Consider the following 17,370-nt stretch of genomic DNA (forward strand, 5'->3'; position numbering starts at 1 on the left):
TGAAAGAACATTCTTTCAATCCGAATCTGGTGATGATGGCATAGAAGTAACACTCCTTTCCATTCCGAACAGGACAGTTAAGATCTATAGCGCCGAAGGTACTGCACGGGAGACTGTGTGGGAGATTAGGACGTTGCCAGGTAAGGGATCTTTAGCTCAGTTGGTTAGAGCAACCGGCTCATAACCGGTAGGTCCGGGGTTCGAGTCCCTGAAGGTCCACCATTTTGGGGGTATAGCTCAGTTGGGAGAGCACCTGCCTTGCACGCAGGGGGTCAAGAGTTCGAATCTCTTTATCTCCACCATTTATTTAAAAGCTATGAAGCTAATTCATAGCTTTTTTTGTTATAATTAAAAGTATCTAACTTTTTATTAGGAGAAACAAATTATGTTATATAGAATAAAACAATTTATTTTAGGGGTGTTATCTTACTTTGAAGATGATGATATTGATTTTATAAATAGATATTTAAGTATAGAAGAAAAAAAATTATTTATGAGATTAAGTAAACCAGACAGAATTCATTCATTTAGAGTATGCAAAGAAGCAATTCTTATGGGAAAAGATTATGATACTGTAGATGAATTTAAAATGGCTAAATGTGCATTGTTACATGATATAGGTAAGGTGAAAATTTCATTAAATATAATTGAAAAAGGGACAGTAGTAATTATAAATAAAGTTACTAAGGGCAACTTTTTAAAGTATAATAAATATAGTAGAATGACTAAATATTATAATCATCCTGCAATTGGTAAGGAATTATTAGAAAAGATAAACATTGAAGATAAAGAAATATTATATTGCATAGAAAATCATCATAAAAATTTAGACGAAATTGAAGAAAATTTATATTTAAAGATATTAAATATATGTGATAGTAAAAATTAAGCCTAAATAAACATAATAAGTTATGGAGGGTAAAATTTATGAATTCTATTGAAAGAAGAGAAAGTATACTTAAAAGTTTAATTCAAAGTAAAACCCCATTAAAAGGTGTTGAAATAGCAAATAAATATGGAGTAACAAGACAAATAATAGTAAAAGATATAGCTATACTTAGAGCTAAAGGAAATAATATAATGGCTACTCCTGATGGATATATTATTAATAATGAATTAAATAAAATAAAAGCTATAATAGCCGTAAGTCATAAAGAAGAAGAATTAGTTGATGAAATGGGTATAGTTATTAAGTATGGTGGTACTATTGAAGATGTTATAGTAGAGCATCCTTTGTATGGAGAAATAAGAGGGATGTTAATGATTAAGAATTATAATGAATTGAATAAATTTGCAGAAAAATATAAGAAGCAAGAAGGTAGATTATTATCTGTGTTAACTAATGGTGTACACATTCATACTATATCAGCAGATACTCAAGAAGATATAAATAGTATTATAAATGAATTAAAGGAAAATGGATTTATAGTATCTGATTAGGAGGAAAGTATATATGGATTATGACGTACTTATTTTAGGTGGAGGCATAGTAGGATGTGCTGTAGCTTATCAATTATCAAAATATAATATTAATATAGCATTAATAGAAAAGGATTATGATGTGGCTGACGATATATCATTTATAAATACAGCAGTTATTTATGATGGGTCAGAAACTTCTAATGATATGATGGCAAGGCTTGAAAGCATAGGTAGAAGATTAATTGAAGAACATTGCAAAAAGTTTAATGTATCATATGAAAAAACAGGAGCTTTGAGAATAACATCTAATAATAATCAAGATTATAAATTAGACATTATGTATAAAAGAGCTAAAAAAAGAGATATAGAAGGTGTTCATTTAATAGAGAATGATAAAGAACTTCTTTATAAGATTGAACCTAACTTAAATATAGAAGTTAATAAGGCACTATATTCTGAAAATGTAGCAGTTATTTCTCCATATGATCTAGCGATATCTTATGCTGAAGTTGCTGCTGATAATGGAGTAAACTTTAAATTAGAAGAAGAAGTAATTGATATTCAAAGTCTTGTTAGTGGTTTCAAGGTAACTACTAATAAAAATAAGTTTACTTGTAAAGTTGTAGTTAATACAATACCTGATGAAATATCTTTTAATCATATTCAAGAGGAATATGATTATAAAAATATGAACTATATAATGTTTGAAAATAAATCAGAAGACAAATTAAAAACAATTCTTATAGACGATATAGATGATACGACTTTTGTTATAAATAATCCTAAATTACAAAATGGTAATTTAATAGGAATAAAAAGTAATCATATTTTATCTTTAGAAGAGGGAATTGATATGTCTGCAAGTATATTTCCTGAAGGTAAAAAGGATTTTGTGAGTAATATGTTTGCAGAAGTATATAATAAAGATATAATGATAATAGATGATAGTAAGTTAGATAATGGATATATAAAGATTACAGGAACTCACTATGGTAAAATTACTATTGCTCCAGCTATTGCCCTTAAGATAAAAAATACTTTAAAGGATAATTTAAATATTATTAGAAAAAAAGATTATATAGATAAAAGAAGAGAAGTATATAGATTTAAAAATTTATCAAATGAAGAAAGAAATGAAGTTATTTCTTTAGATAAAAGATATGGTAATATAGTTTGTGTGTGCAACAATATATCTGAAGGTGAAATAATTGATAGTATTAGAAGACCTTTAGGTGCTCGTACTGTTGAAGGTGTAAAGAGACGTACTGGTATTGGTAGAGGAAATTGTAATGGAGCTTATTGCGATATAAAGATAATAAAAATATTAGCAAGAGAAATGGATAAAAATATTTTAGATATAGTGGAAGACTCTAAAGATTCAAATATAGTATCTAGTAGAATTAAGGAATTTAAGGAAATATAGAATTTAGGAGATGTATTTATGAGCAGTAAGGATATTTTTACTAGTTTAGTTAGAGTAAAAGGAAGCCCCAATCATAAAGTTGTTTCTGTAAAAAGCAATAATCCTATAGAAAAGGAATTATGGAGGGAATTTTCAAAAGTTCTCAGTAGAATTTATGTTAGTGCACCTATAGATATTGGTGATATAATATGTAAAAACATAATGAATACGGGAATAGATATTATATGTACTAAAAAAATTGATAATAATATATAAAAAAACTTATAATATATTGACAAATATAAGCATTTTAATATAATATATTTAATACAAGTTAATATGTAAACCTTAGATAAGGCTAGTAGTAATATCATGATTTTTAGAGAGTTAGTGGTTGGTGTAAACTAATATTCATGTATTGTGAATCCACCTTTGAGGGACTGTGATTTAAGCAGTACGGTAATATCGTTAAATTTTAGAGTGAATAGCATTTATGTTATTAATTAGGGTGGCAACGCGGAGTTTTTCGTCCCTTTTATAGGGGAGAAAGGCTCTTTTTTTATATAAAAAATTAAAAGGAGAGAATAATAATGTTAGATTTAAAGAGAATAAGAAATAATCCAGAAGAAATAAAGAAATTATTATCAAATAGAGGAGAAGATTTTGACGTAGCAGTTATAGATGAAATTGTAACTTTAGATGAAGAAAGAAGAAAAATATTAGTTGAAGTTGAAAGCTTAAAGAGTAAAAGAAATCAAGTTTCAGCAGAAATACCTAAGTTAAAAAAAGCTGGCGAAGATGTTACTGAAATAATGAATGATATGAGAAAACTAGGAGAAGAAATTAAAAACTTCGATACTAGAGTAAATGAGATAAATGAGAGAATAGAATACATAATGCTTAGAATCCCTAATATTCCAAATCCAGAAGTTCCAGATGGAGAAACTGATGAAGATAATGTTGAAATTAAAAAATGGGGAGAACCTACTAAATTTAATTTCGAACCTAAAGCTCACTGGGATTTAGGAACTGACCTTAATATATTAGACTTTGAAAGAGGTGGAAAGGTAGCTGGATCTAGATTTACAGTATACAAAGGATTAGGAGCTAGATTAGAAAGATCAATAATAAACTATTTCCTAGATAAACACACTACTGAAAATGGATATACTGAAATATTACCACCTTACATGGTTAATAGAGATAGTATGACAGGAACTGGTCAATTACCTAAATTTGAAGAAGATGCATTTAAAGTAGAAAATAATGGATACTTCTTAATACCAACAGCAGAAGTACCAGTTACAAATATGTATAGAAATGAAGTTTTAAGTGGTGATATTTTACCAATAAAACATGCAGCATATTCAGCTTGTTTTAGAGCAGAAGCAGGATCAGCTGGTAGAGATACTAGAGGCCTTGTAAGACAACATCAATTCAATAAAGTAGAATTAGTTAAGTTCTGTAAACCAGAAGATTCTTATGCTGAATTAGATAAATTAGTAGAAGATGCTGAATCAGTTTTACAAGGATTAGGATTACCTTATAGAATAGTTAGAATATGCAAAGGTGATTTAGGATTTACTGCAGCATTAAAATACGATATAGAAGTTTGGATGCCAAGTTATAATAGATATGTAGAAATTTCAAGTTGTTCTAACTTTGAAGATTTCCAAGCTAGAAGAGCTAATATAAAATATAGAGAAACACCAAAAGATAAACCTAAGTTTATCCATACTTTAAATGGCTCAGGTGTTGCGATAGGTAGAACTGTAGCAGCAGTACTAGAAAACTACCAAAAAGAAGATGGGACAGTTGAAATTCCAGAAGCAATAAAAAGATTTATGAACGTAGATCTTATAAAATAATTAATTTAAGATAGATATAAAGTAGTCTATATTTACACGGTAAGTTGATATAGGCTACTTTTTATTGAATGAAATTTTTATAATAAAAATTAGTTATTATAATAGTATTAAGTTTTTAGTTTAATATTATAACTTATAGTAAATGCTGCTTTTACAAGTGTAAAATAATTATAAAGATAACATATAGATTATTTTAGATCTAATAAATTGATGAAATGTAGTAAAATAGACTATTTAGGGGAATGTATAAATTCATAAAATATAATTTACATAAAAATATAAAATTTTTTAATAAATTATGTTGACAGAGTATATATATGTTGATATAATAACTCATGTAGTCACGGAGAGATGGTCGAGTTGGTTTAAGGCACCGGTCTTGAAAACCGGCGTGCGTGTGAGCGTACCTAGGGTTCGAATCCCTATCTCTCCGCCACTTTTTTTTTATATAGAATTATTTAGAAGGCACATGGAGAATTACTCAAGTGGCTGAAGAGGCGCCCCTGCTAAGGGCGTAGGTCGGGCAACTGGCGCCCGGGTTCAAATCCCGGATTCTCCGCCAAAACATCTAGTATTTTTACTAGATGTTTTTTTATTCTTTAGGAAATTATATTTTAAAGCTTGAAAGGCTGATGAAATTTAAGGTTATGGATATATTTTTGAATTGACAATTTAGGTTGAAATAACAACGTTATTTCTAAATATATATTTTTTAAGGATTAAGAAGTAAAACCTAAAGAATAAAAAATCGATTACGTTATATTAGATATAATTATACTTAATTAAAAAATCATAACTAAATTTTTTTAATTATATTGACATATTAAATATTAGTTGTTATAATAAACTTCGTAAGTTGTGGAGAGATGGTCGAGTTGGTTTAAGGCACCGGTCTTGAAAACCGGCGTGCGTGTGAGCGTACCTAGGGTTCGAATCCCTATCTCTCCGCCATTAATTTTATATAAAAATTAATTTAGAAGGCACATGGAGAATTACTCAAGTGGCTGAAGAGGCGCCCCTGCTAAGGGCGTAGGTCGGGCAACTGGCGCCCGGGTTCAAATCCCGGATTCTCCGCCAAAACACCTAGTATTTTTACTAGGTGTTTTTTTGTTGTATAAAATTATAGAGTTTATATAATTTGCAGGATTAATTAACTTTCTAATTTTAAGTTAGAAATAGATTATAAATATTTTTTTGAATTTAGATAGTAATATTTGCAAATATGATGCAGCATTTTTATTAGAGATAGTATAATAATAATATAAGTAATTCTTAAGAAGGTGAACTATGCTTAAAGGGGAAAAAGTTTATTTGAGATTAATGCAAGCTAGCGATATTAAACGATTATCTGATTTATCTAACGATTATGAGGTAAAAAAATATAATGATGAGATGTTAGATATTGATAAAAAAATTCATATTGATGAAGATTCAAGTAATGTTAGCATATGTAAAAGAAAAGCAGTAAGTATAATTAATAAGAAGAATGTTTTAGTAGGATTTATGACTTATAAACCAAATGATTATTGCAACAATGTTTATTCAATAGGTATTACTATAGGAAAAAAATATTGGAACAGAGGGTATGGTGAGGATTCTATAAAGACATTAATTAAGTATTTGTTTGATGATTTAAATGCAAAAAGAATACAATTAGAGGTTGCGGCAGAAAATATAAGAGCTATAAAATGTTATAAGAAGTGTGGGTTTATTGAAGAGAAAATAAGAAAAGCTATATATTATATAGATGGAAAGTATACAGACATAATAATTATGGGCATTCTAAAAAAACAGAGGGCTTTATAAATTATTAAATAAAAATATAGGAGTAATTATGAGTATAAGGTTTATTTATGGAAGAGCAGGTAGTGGAAAGAGTTCATTTTGTATAAATCAGATAAAAAAGTTAATAGATTCAGATAAAGAAAAGAAAATAATATTATTAGTTCCAGAACAGTATACTTTTACTACTGAAAATAAGGTTTTAAATAATATAGGTGAAAGAGCATTTTTAAATACTAATGTATTGAGCTTTAGAACTATGTGTCAAAAGGTATTTGAAGAATGTGGTGGAAGAGTAAAACAAATTATAAAAGACACTGGTAAGCATATGTTAATTAACAAAGTATTAAATGAAAAGATAGATGATTTAAGCTATTTTAAAAAAATGTCTAGAGAACAAGGCTTTAATAATATAATATCTGAATTAATTACTGAATTTAAAAAATATAATATAGATATAGATGCTTTAAGAGATTTAACAGATAAAATAGATGATAATGAATTAGTTGAAAAGATAAGAGAATTATCTTTAATATACGAGGAGTTTAATGTAAAAATGCACAGCTCTTATATAGATACTGATGATGAGCTTACTTTATTAGCTAAAAAGTTGTTAGCTAATAACATTTATGCAAATAGCGAAATTTGGATAGATGAATTTACAACATTTACTCCTCAACAATTAGAGATTATAAGGATACTTTCTAAGACATCAGTGGTTAACATAACTTTTTGTATGGATAAAGTAGAAAATAGTGATGTTGAAGATATAACTAATGTATTTAGCAGTATTGAAAATACAGAAAACAGGTTGTTAAAGTTAATGGAGGAAAATAATATAGGTTATTTAAATCCTATTAATTTAAATTCTAAATTACCATATAGATTTAAAAATAGTGAAGAGTTAGCTCATATAGAGAAGTATTGTATAACATATCCATTTAAATCTTATAAGGGAAAAAATAAGGATGTAAGATTATACAAAGCAAATAACACCTATGATGAAATTGAAAAAGTAGCTCAGGATATAATTAGATTAGTAAGAGATAGAAATTATAGATTTAGAGATATATCTGTGGTGTGCAGAAATATAGAGGACTATAACAAGATAATTTCTGTTATTTTTAATGATTATGAAATACCATTTTTTATGGATCAAAAAATAAAATTATTAAATAACCCATTAATTATTTTAATAACTTCTGCATTTGAAGTTTTATTAAAAAATTGGTCATACGAAAGTGTATTTAAATACTTAAAGAGCGGATTAACAGGCTTTAATACTTATGATATTGATAGATTAGAAAACTTTGTATTAGAACATGGAATAAAGAGTTATAAATGGAATGAAGAAGAGATTAAAAAACTTAAAAATATAAGCATAGAAAATGGTGCTACTGAAGAAGAACTCACTATATTCAATGTGATGGAAGAGGTGAGAAATTCTCTTATATCATTCCATAAATTAATAGAAGGTAAACATAATGTTAGAGATATATGTAAAGCTCTATATGAGTTTTTATTAAGTATTAAGGCTTTTGAAAGAATAGATGAGTGGATTATTAAATTTGAAGAATTAAAGCTAGAAGATAAGGTGAAGGAATATAAACAAGTTGAATCTATAGTAATAGATATATTAGATCAAGCTGTAGAAGTTATGGGATCTGATGTAGTAGATACTTTTGAATTTTTTAAAATATTAAATTCTGGTTTTGAAAATGAAGAAATAGGTGTTATACCAGTAGCTTTAGACCAAGTTAATGTTGGAGATATAGCTAGAATAAAAGGTAGAGAAGTAAAGGCATTATATATAGTTGGAATTAATGATGGAATATTGCCAGCTGCACATAAAGACGAGGGAATTCTATCAGATAGAGATAGAATTGAACTTAAAGAGTTTGGAGTAGTATTAGCAGCTGATGGTAGAAGCAAAGCTTTTGAGGAGCAGTTTGTGGTGTATACGGCATTAACAATCGCTAGTGAATATTTAATGTTATCATATCCTATGGCAGACTTTGAGGGTAAATCTTTAAGACCATCTATAATAATATCTAGAATAAAGAAAATATTGCCTAATTTAGTTGAGGAAAGTTCTTTATATGATTTGAGCAAAAGAAATGATCATTTTAATAAAGTTATTTCTCCAATACCAACTTTTAATGAATTAATATTTGCATTAAGAAGAGAGCTAGAGGATGAAGACATAGATGAGGAGTATTGGGGAGAAGTATATAATTGGTTTAAGGAAAATGAAGATTTTAAATGGAAAATAGAAAATACATTTAAAGGGCTTAGATATTCTAACACAGGCGAAAAGGTGTCTAGAAATAAATTACTTTCCCTTTATAAAAATGATTTAGGAAAGTTATCCTTTAGTGTGTCTAGATTGGAGAAGTATGCGGAATGTCCATTTTCATATTTCATCCAATATGGATTAAAGGCTAAAAATCGTAAGGTATATGAATTTACTCCACCTGATTTAGGATCATTTGTACATGATATTTTAGATTCATTTACTAATAAAGTAAAGAAAGAAAAGATTGCGTGGTCAGATCTTGATATGATAAAGTGCAAAAATATAGTGTCTGAATTAATTGATACTAAGTTAAAAGAAGATAGCGGATCTATATTAAATAGCACTAATAAATATAAGTACTTTTCAAAGAGATTTAAGAGAGTTATATCTAAATCAGTATCTGTTATATCAGAACAAATGAGAAGAGGGGAATTTGAGGTATTTAATAATGAATTTTCTTTTGGAAGTTATAATGACGGAGAAGCTATTGTGCTAGAGTTGCCATCTAACGAAAAGGTATATTTAAATGGAAGAATTGATAGAATAGATACTTTAGATTTAGAAGGAAGTACGTATCTCAGAATTGTAGATTATAAAACAGGAAATAAACATTTTGATTTAAATCAATTTTATTATGGGCTTCAAATGCAATTGTTGGTTTATTTAGATGCATTACTAAAAAACTCTGAGTATATATTAAAAAAACAAGCCTTACCTGGAGCAGTACTATATTTCAGAGTTGATGACCCTATAATAAAAACTAAAGGCGACATAACTACTGAAGAATTAGAAAAAGAAGTTTTAAGTAATTTAAAGATGAATGGATTAATATTAAAAGATGCTAAAGTGGTTAAAGCTATGGATAGAGGTATTGAAACAGATGGGTATTCATTAGTTATTCCAGCTGCATTGAAGAAAGATGGCGATTTTAAAGCTGGTAGCGAAGTAGTGACTGAAGAACAATTTAATTTACTTAGAGAGTATGTAAATAAGAAAATGATTGATTTATGTGAAGATATGTTATGTGGAGACATAAAGATTCAGCCAACAAAGGATTCTGATGGTAGTCATTGTGAATTTTGCGATTTCTCATCTATATGCCAATTTGATAGTAGCATAGAAGATAATAAATATAAAATTATAATGAAAAAATCCAAGGATGAAATTTGGAATAACATAAGGGATGAATTAAGTGATGATAAAAAAGAAAATTAGCTATTTAGATAGGAGATATTAATTTATGAGTGGAACAAAATGGACTGAGGAACAGCTAAGTGCTATTACAACAAGAGATTGTAATCTATTAGTTGCAGCAGCAGCAGGTTCTGGAAAAACAGCGGTATTGGTAGAAAGAATTATAAAAATAATTACAAATGAAGAAAATCCTATAGATATTGATAAACTTTTAGTTGTTACATTTACAAGTGCAGCAGCTGCTGAGATGAGAGAAAGAATAGCTAATGCCATATCAAAAAAATTAGATGAAACTCCAACTTCTAAAAACCTTCAAAAGCAATTGACTTTATTAAATAGGTCTAACATTATGACTATTCATTCTTTTTGTTTAGGTGTAATAAAAAATAATTTTCATAAGATAGACTTAGATCCATCTTTTAGAATATGTGATCAAACAGAAGGTATACTTTTAAAGATGGAAATAATAGATGAATTATTTGATGATAAGTATGATGAAGAAAATCAGGAATTTATAAAATTTATTGAGGCATTTAGTAGTTATAAAAGTGATAATGCGTTAAAAGAATTAGTTTTAAGCTTATATAATTTTACAATGGCAGGACCATGGCCTAAAAAATGGCTAAAGGATGCTTCAGAGGATTTTGATATAAAAACATTACAAGAGTTAGATGAAAGTAAGTGGGTAAGTGTATTAAAAGAAAGTATAAAAATAGAACTAGATGGATATATAAAAATGATGCAAAAGGCAGTTGAATTAATAAATGAAACTGATGGATTGGAACCTTATTTTGAGGGATTTAGCAGTGAGTTAGATTTAATAGTTAATGCTTATAATAATGTTGAATCTAGTTTAAATGACTTATATAATTCATTAAGTTTAATAACTTTTAATAGATTAAAGACTATCAAGAAGAATACTGTAAGTGATGAAAATATACAAAATCTAGTTAAGCAAATTAGAGATCAAGTTAAAAAGAAAATATCAGCATTAATTGAGGGAACTTTTATAGCATCTCCAGATAAAATGCTTGATAATATAATAAAATCTTATCCATATATAAATCAATTAACAGAGCTTACTTCAGAATTTATAGATAGATTTAATGCTAAGAAGAAAGAAAAGAATATATTAGATTTTAATGATTTGGAACATTTATGTTTAAAGATTTTAATTGAGGAGAATGAGGAAAATCAAATAGTACCATCAACAATAGCACAAAAGTTTAAAGATTATTTTGAAGAGGTACTTGTAGATGAATACCAAGATTCTAATAATGTTCAAGAAGCAATAATAGAATTAGTATCAAGAAAAAACTCTGATATTCCTAATGTATTTATGGTTGGTGATGTAAAACAAAGTATATATAAATTTAGGCAAGCAAAACCAGAACTATTTATTGATAAATATAATAGCTATTCATTGGATAAAGGAATTAATAGAAAAATTCAACTTTATAAAAACTTTAGAAGCAGAGAAGAAGTTATAAATGGTGTTAATTATATATTTAAATCAGTTATGTCTAAGACTGTAGGTGAATTAGAATATACTGATGTTGAAGCTTTAAATTTAGGTGCAAGTTATCCTGAAAAGAAAAATGATGATGATATAATTGGTGGTCCAATTGAGGTTCATATTTTAGATAGAAGTGATAATAAAGAAGAAAATGATGACTCTAAATTACAGGTGGAAGAAGAAGAAATCGGTGACGTAAATTTAGAAGCAAGAATTATAGTAAAGAGAATCAATGAATTGATTTCTAAAAAAGATGGAAGTAAGTTTAAAGTGCTTGATAAAGATACAGGTGAATATAGAGACTTAAAATATAAGGATATAGTAATTCTATTAAGAGCAACTAAAAACTGGTCAGAAGTGCTATTAGATGAATTAGGATTAGCAGGGATACCAGTCTATGCGGATACAGGATCAGGATATTTTGAATCAATTGAAATAAGGACCATTATGTCATTATTAAAAGTAATAGATAATCCTATGCAAGATGTACCAATGCTTTCATTATTGATTTCACCTATTATAGGATTAAGTGCAGAGGAACTTAGTGATATTAGACTTATAGATAAAGAAAAGTATTTTTATGAAAATATAATTAAGATTACTGAGGAAAAATTAATTTCAAAAGAACTTCAAGAAAAATGTGAATATATATTAACTAGCATTGATAAATGGAGAAAAAAATCAATATATATGCCTATAGATGAGTTTATATGGCATTTATATATGGATACAGCTTATTATGGGTATGTAGGTGCAATGCCAAATGGAGTTCTAAGACAAGCAAATTTAAAGATATTATTTCAAAGAGCAAGACAGTTTTCAGATACTAGTTTTAAAGGACTATTTAATTTTATTAATTTTATAAATAAATTAACTAAATCATCAGGTGATATGGGAAGTGCCAAGATTTTAGGTGAAAATGAAGATGTTATTAGAATTATGAGTATTCATAAAAGTAAGGGGTTAGAATTCCCAGTTGTGTTTTTAGCTGGATGTGGTAAGAACTTTAACTTAATGGATTTAAATAATAAGATACTTTATCATGAAGAATTGGGATTAGGACCTGAATATATTAATTTAGAAAATAGAACTAGTATTACAACCTTACCTAAAGAAGCAATTAAAAAAAGAATGAAATTAGAAACATTATCTGAAGAAATGAGAGTACTATATGTTGCGTTTACTAGAGCTAAGGAAAAATTAATTATAACAGGGGCAGTAAGAAATGCAGAAAAATCTATTGAAAAGTGGATTAACTCAGCAGTTTTAGATAAGGATGTTGTATTGCCTTATGAAATATCAAAAGGCAAATCCTATTTAGATTGGATTGGTATGGCTTTATGTAAGCATAAAGATGGTGAAATCCTTAGAAAGAAATTAGGATTTTCTAGTGAAATGTGTAAAGATGACTTATCAATGTGGAAAATCAGCATATGGAATAAACATGAATTAGATATGTATGATGAATTAGATGAAAATCAAGAGGAAGAGGATATAAAAATTTCAATTTTAGATAAAGATGTAAATGAAAAGGTTAAAAGTGAAGTTTATAGAAGATTAGGTTATGAGTATGAATTTAAGGAATCAACTAAGCTTACTAGTAATATATCTGTGTCTGATTTAAAAAGAAGAAATATGGACGATAATATTGATACTTTTGAGATATTTGATTTAGAAGAAGAGGATAATAAAAATAAAGATGTAATAACTCCTAAATTTCTTCAAGAAGAAAAAGGAATATCAGCAGCAGAAAGAGGAACAGCAATTCATTTTGCAATGAAAAAAATAGATTTTAGTAAAGTTGGAACATTAGAAGAAATAAAGGGACAGCTAAACAACTTATATGATGAGGAGTTTATATTACAGGAAGAATATAGCTCAATTAATCCATATAAGATATTAAGTTTCTTTAAAAGCAATTTAGGTAAGAAAATCCTTGATGTATATAATAAGGGTGGCAAAGTTTATAGAGAAGTTCCATTCTATACTGAAATAAGTAGTTTAGAATTAGACGAATCTTTACCACAAAAGTACGCTAATGAAAAAATAAGATTACAAGGTATAATAGATTGTTTCTTTAAATGTGATGATGAAATAATTTTGTTGGATTACAAAACAGATTATGTAGAAAATGAAGAAGAATTTAAAGAAAAATATAAAAGTCAATTATTATATTATAGTGAAGCAATATTTAAAATGACAGGAAAGAAAGTTGATAAAAAATATCTATATTCATTCTATTTAGAGAAAGAAATTTTAATATAGGAATTGTCATAAGCGTATTGAGTTTATAAAGTAGTTTCTATTTCAAGGACATGGATAAGTAACTAAAAGTTGATTTCTGTATTGTACAGGTGTAAGCAAATATAGATAAAATTTCAAAAGATAAAAAACTACATTATAATATAATTGTCTTTTGAACATATAAACAGATTTTGAATAAAGAATTTAGATAAAAAACAAGTAAGTGTCTTAAATGTATGGGTAATTATAATTAAGACACTTACTTTTCTATATTTATTGGGGGGATAATTAGCTATTTAATTATGATTTTTGTATCTCTTGGGATGTTATCATATATCCATTTAGCATCGCTTAATGCTAATCTTATACATCCATGTGATGATTTTTTGTTTAAAGTAGTATCTACTACTGTAGTTTTATCCTGAGCATATGGAACTGAGTGAAATAATATATCACCATCAATTTGAGTCCAATACTTTCCACCTTGTTTAAACTTATCTGAGAAGAACCATTCACCTTTTTCTTTAATAGAAAAAGCACCACAAGGAGTTGGCTCGGAATCTATTCCAGTAGAACAAGAAAATGTTTTATCTAAATTCCACTTATTTGATTTACCTTTATAAATATAAGTTTTTTGATTGTTTATATCTATAAAAATTAAATAAGGGGTATTACTAACTAAATTTAATGTATTTATGTTTTGTGAAGAAATATTATTTATATAATAATCTGATACTGTTTTTGAATCAGCAGTTTTATCTAAATATTGTTGTTTACTAGATTTAATTTCAGCAATTTTTGTTTTTATATCTTCGTCATCATTTAGAACAGAAGGAATATTAGATATTTGATTTAATGCCTGACTATAATAATCGTTAGAACATAATTCATCACATTTAGCAAATAACTCTTCTTTAATTTGATTCTTGGCTTTCCTTAAGTAAATTAATGATTCATTGTAATTTAAATCTAAGGGAGATAAATTTGAAAAGTTAGTTATAGCTTCATAATATTCTTTGTTATTAAAATGTTCTATTCCATTAGAATAGTTGTTTATTGAATCTTGAAGACTAGAGACAGAATTAACTAATTCTATCACTTCATTTGAATTAAAACTATATCTATTTATTTCATTAACTTTTATTAAAATTTCTTCTTCATTTAATTTAGAGGTTTCTAAATCTTGCTTCAATGTAGTTATATTATCTGAAAAATATTTTTTTAAATCTCTCTTTAGCATTAAGTTTTTAAAAGGATTTAAATTTTCTTGGGTTAATAAAATATTATTAGCCTGAGAAAACTTGTTACCATCAAAATTTATCTTAAAATTATTAACTAATTTTTTATACTGATAACCTTGAAATAATGTAGTTAATGTAATTAGTGTAAATAATAAGATATATATAATGGATTTATTTATATGAATATTTTTATTGATTTTCAAAACATACCTCCTATTTTTATCTAAAAATAAAATATACTTTTTTTATTATGAACATAAATTACTAATAATAAACATTTATATTTTATAAAATAGGAAGTATATGTTAATATATTTATTAATGACGTTCTTATTTAAAAAAGGATATTGGAGGAAATGATGAATAAAACAGATAATTTTTTTAAGAAATTTATTAATTGTATTTATAATTTAAAAGCATTAGTAACATATCCTAAATACGGAATATGGAAGGCTATATTATATGTATTATTAATGAGCACTCTTTTAGGCGGAATAAGAGGAACAACTATTGGATATAGAATAGACAAGGAATTAAATAATTTAAGTACAATACTGCAAAATGATGAATATAAATTTAATATAGAAGAAGGTATATTACATACGAAAAATTCACCATTAAAGGTAGAGGGAACGTCTAGTTTAATATATATTGATGAAAATAAAAGCTTGAGCGAAATTGATGGTTTAAGAGATACAACAATTCAGAATGATAACAATATATTATTTTTAAAAGATGGGATATATTTAGAAATAGGAGCTTATAAACAGCAAGCAGATTATAAAGATTTAATAGGTGACAATAAATTAGATAATAAGATTTTATTTGAAGAATTATCATATGTACTAAAAATAGTAGTAGCTATTGTAATTTTGTATACGATATTATTTACATTTATCAACATATTAATAAATTGTTTATTTGCAACCGCTTTTGCATCATTTGCATTGATAATTATGAGAGTATTTATGAAATATAGCATATTATATTCATTAAGTTTATATGCATGTACATTACCATTTATATTTCAAATTATATTACAAACTATTTTTCCAAATATAAATTTAGATACGATGTTTATAGTTGGCACATTAGTATATGTAATATTTATACTTAAGTATATAAAAGATGAAATGATAAAAACTAAATTAAATAAAGACGGAATGTAATAAAGGATATATCATTAAGTTTTAACCACTTAATGATATATCCTTTTTATTTATATTTATTTTGTTTTATTCTTGTTTACAAAGTAATCTACTATTAAAGATAAGGCGCCATCACCAGTAATATTAGTTGCAGTACCAAAGCTATCTTGAGCTGCATGTAATGCAATCATTATAGGCTTTTCTATGTTTCCAAATCCAAGCATAGATTCTAATAATCCAAGAGCGGCCATAACTCCACCACCAGGAACTCCCGGTGCAGCTACCATTGTTACTCCAAGCATTAATATAAATGGAATCATAGTAACTAAAGTAGGTGTTTGTCCTCTCATTAGCATTACACCAATTGAAGTTAATACTAAAGTTATAGTATCTCCTGCCAAATGTATTGTAGCGCATAGAGGAACAACTAAATCAGCGACCTCTTCAGATACATTATTTTCTCTAGTACAGCTTAATGTAACTGGTATAGTAGCAGCAGATGACTGAGTTCCTACAGCTGTAAGATATGCAGGAATCATATTTTTTAATAATTTAAAAGGATTCTCCTTTTTAAGTACACCAGCTATAGAATATTGACATAATAAATATATAAATTGCAATATAAACAGTATTAAATAAATAGTAGCGAAAGATTTTATAGTAGTAAATATTTCACCACTTAAACTTAACTTAGAAAATATAGCTGCAATATAAAGCGGAACAAGTGGAATAAGAATTTTAGAAATAATCATTGAAACTATTGAACTAAATTCATGAAATCCTCTTAATAATGAGCTATTATTTATTTTTGAAAGTCCTATACCAAAAACAAATGCAAATACTAAAGCTGACATTATATTAAGCATAGGCGGTATATCAATAGTGAAATATGGTTCTACCTTAATTGCTTCAGTTGAGACTAATGTAGCTGCTTTTATTATTTTAGGAAGAAACGATATTCCTACAAAATAAGCAGTAATACCAGAAATAATAGTTGATATGTAAGCTAGTATAGTAGTTCCTATAAGTACTTTTCCTGAATTTTTTCCAAGTGAAGCTATTCCAGGAACTATAAAGGCTATTATTATTAACGGAATAACAAATGATAAAAAGTTTCCAAATAAAGAACTAAAAGTGGCTAATATTCTTATTGGGAAGATTATATTTAAACTTCTACATGTTAAACCGAGTATTATTCCTAAGATTAAAAATGTAAATATTCTTTTAATTAGTGATAAATTCTTCAATTATAAATCC

At 26.9% G+C, this 17,370-nt stretch carries 11 protein-coding genes, 6 tRNA genes, 1 rRNA gene and 1 other annotated feature; of the genes, 16 read left to right on the plus strand and 2 right to left on the minus strand.

The window, feature by feature from the left end:
* The first annotated feature begins 25 nt into the window (after window positions 1-25).
* From rrf to addA, 15 genes are all read left to right on the plus strand, one after another.
* Window positions 26-142: ribosomal RNA gene (rrf, locus tag NG904_RS15005) — 5S ribosomal RNA — on the plus strand.
* A gap of 3 nt (window positions 143-145) precedes the next feature.
* Window positions 146-222 (plus strand) — tRNA-Ile (locus NG904_RS15010).
* A gap of 4 nt (window positions 223-226) precedes the next feature.
* Window positions 227-302 (plus strand) — tRNA-Ala (locus NG904_RS15015).
* An 83-nt stretch (window positions 303-385) separates the two neighbouring features.
* Window positions 386-889, plus strand: coding sequence for an HD domain-containing protein (locus tag NG904_RS15020; protein WP_252232481.1), 504 nt, complete (start codon window positions 386-388; stop codon window positions 887-889).
* A gap of 38 nt (window positions 890-927) precedes the next feature.
* A complete protein-coding gene (locus NG904_RS15025) occupies window positions 928-1,440 on the plus strand; it encodes a transcription repressor NadR (RefSeq protein WP_252215876.1) in 513 nt (170 codons plus the stop codon).
* Window positions 1,441-1,453: 13 nt separating this feature from the next.
* A complete protein-coding gene (locus NG904_RS15030; protein WP_252215874.1) occupies window positions 1,454-2,845 on the plus strand; it encodes an NAD(P)/FAD-dependent oxidoreductase in 1,392 nt (463 codons plus the stop codon).
* 18 nt (window positions 2,846-2,863) lie between these two features.
* The gene (locus tag NG904_RS15035; RefSeq protein ID WP_252215872.1) at window positions 2,864-3,100 is read left to right on the plus strand and encodes a DUF1667 domain-containing protein; all 237 of its coding nucleotides are present in this window, start codon (window positions 2,864-2,866) and stop codon (window positions 3,098-3,100) included.
* A 64-nt stretch (window positions 3,101-3,164) separates the two neighbouring features.
* Window positions 3,165-3,361 (plus strand) — a binding site (T-box leader).
* A gap of 53 nt (window positions 3,362-3,414) precedes the next feature.
* Window positions 3,415-4,692: a serine--tRNA ligase gene (gene serS, locus NG904_RS15040; protein WP_252232484.1), complete on the plus strand. Its 1,278-nt coding sequence runs from the start codon at window positions 3,415-3,417 to the stop codon at window positions 4,690-4,692.
* A gap of 345 nt (window positions 4,693-5,037) precedes the next feature.
* Window positions 5,038-5,128, plus strand: a tRNA-Ser gene (locus tag NG904_RS15045).
* Between the two features lie 35 nt (window positions 5,129-5,163).
* Window positions 5,164-5,254, plus strand: a tRNA-Ser gene (locus tag NG904_RS15050).
* Window positions 5,255-5,552: 298 nt separating this feature from the next.
* A tRNA-Ser gene (locus NG904_RS15055) sits at window positions 5,553-5,643 on the plus strand.
* Window positions 5,644-5,678: 35 nt separating this feature from the next.
* A tRNA-Ser gene (locus NG904_RS15060) sits at window positions 5,679-5,769 on the plus strand.
* Between the two features lie 210 nt (window positions 5,770-5,979).
* A complete protein-coding gene (locus NG904_RS15065; RefSeq protein WP_252215870.1) occupies window positions 5,980-6,498 on the plus strand; it encodes a GNAT family N-acetyltransferase in 519 nt (172 codons plus the stop codon).
* Window positions 6,499-6,526: 28 nt separating this feature from the next.
* Window positions 6,527-9,985 carry a helicase-exonuclease AddAB subunit AddB gene (addB, locus tag NG904_RS15070; RefSeq protein WP_252232486.1) on the plus strand — a complete coding sequence of 1,153 codons (3,459 nt, stop codon included), beginning with the start codon at window positions 6,527-6,529 and terminating at the stop codon, window positions 9,983-9,985.
* 25 nt (window positions 9,986-10,010) lie between these two features.
* The gene (gene addA / locus NG904_RS15075; RefSeq protein WP_252232488.1) at window positions 10,011-13,745 is read left to right on the plus strand and encodes a helicase-exonuclease AddAB subunit AddA; all 3,735 of its coding nucleotides are present in this window, start codon (window positions 10,011-10,013) and stop codon (window positions 13,743-13,745) included.
* 271 nt (window positions 13,746-14,016) lie between these two features.
* Here the strand turns inward: addA and NG904_RS15080 are convergent, their stop codons facing one another.
* A complete protein-coding gene (locus NG904_RS15080) occupies window positions 14,017-15,168 on the minus strand; it encodes a L,D-transpeptidase (protein ID WP_252232490.1) in 1,152 nt (383 codons plus the stop codon).
* 156 nt (window positions 15,169-15,324) lie between these two features.
* Between NG904_RS15080 and NG904_RS15085 the strand changes: the two genes are divergently transcribed.
* Complete coding sequence (locus tag NG904_RS15085; protein WP_252232492.1) at window positions 15,325-16,134, plus strand: DUF1189 domain-containing protein; 810 nt, start codon at window positions 15,325-15,327, stop codon at window positions 16,132-16,134.
* Between the two features lie 56 nt (window positions 16,135-16,190).
* On the opposite strand, the gene NG904_RS15090 is transcribed toward NG904_RS15085, so the two are convergent.
* On the minus strand, window positions 16,191-17,360 hold the full coding sequence (locus NG904_RS15090) for a dicarboxylate/amino acid:cation symporter (RefSeq protein ID WP_252232494.1): 1,170 nt from the start codon (window positions 17,358-17,360) through the stop codon (window positions 16,191-16,193).
* Between the last annotated feature and the right edge of the window lie 10 nt (window positions 17,361-17,370).

Origin of the sequence: Clostridium sp. ZBS15 (genome assembly GCF_023845705.1) — a bacterium.
Taxonomy (GTDB): Bacteria; Bacillota; Clostridia; order Clostridiales; family Clostridiaceae; genus Clostridium; species Clostridium aquiflavi.

Excerpts from the sequence above, each read along its gene's own strand:
- NG904_RS15025 (WP_252215876.1), top strand. The coding sequence starts at position 928 with ATGAATTCTATTGAAAGAAGAGAAAGTATACTTAAAAGTTTAATTCAA.
- NG904_RS15020 (WP_252232481.1), top strand. The coding sequence starts at position 386 with ATGTTATATAGAATAAAACAATTTATTTTAGGGGTGTTATCTTACTTT.
- addA (WP_252232488.1), top strand. The coding sequence starts at position 10,011 with ATGAGTGGAACAAAATGGACTGAGGAACAGCTAAGTGCTATTACAACA.
- addB (WP_252232486.1), top strand. The coding sequence starts at position 6,527 with ATGAGTATAAGGTTTATTTATGGAAGAGCAGGTAGTGGAAAGAGTTCA.
- NG904_RS15065 (WP_252215870.1), top strand. The coding sequence starts at position 5,980 with ATGCTTAAAGGGGAAAAAGTTTATTTGAGATTAATGCAAGCTAGCGAT.
- NG904_RS15085 (WP_252232492.1), top strand. The coding sequence starts at position 15,325 with ATGAATAAAACAGATAATTTTTTTAAGAAATTTATTAATTGTATTTAT.
- serS (WP_252232484.1), top strand. The coding sequence starts at position 3,415 with ATGTTAGATTTAAAGAGAATAAGAAATAATCCAGAAGAAATAAAGAAA.
- NG904_RS15030 (WP_252215874.1), top strand. The coding sequence starts at position 1,454 with ATGGATTATGACGTACTTATTTTAGGTGGAGGCATAGTAGGATGTGCT.
- NG904_RS15035 (WP_252215872.1), top strand. The coding sequence starts at position 2,864 with ATGAGCAGTAAGGATATTTTTACTAGTTTAGTTAGAGTAAAAGGAAGC.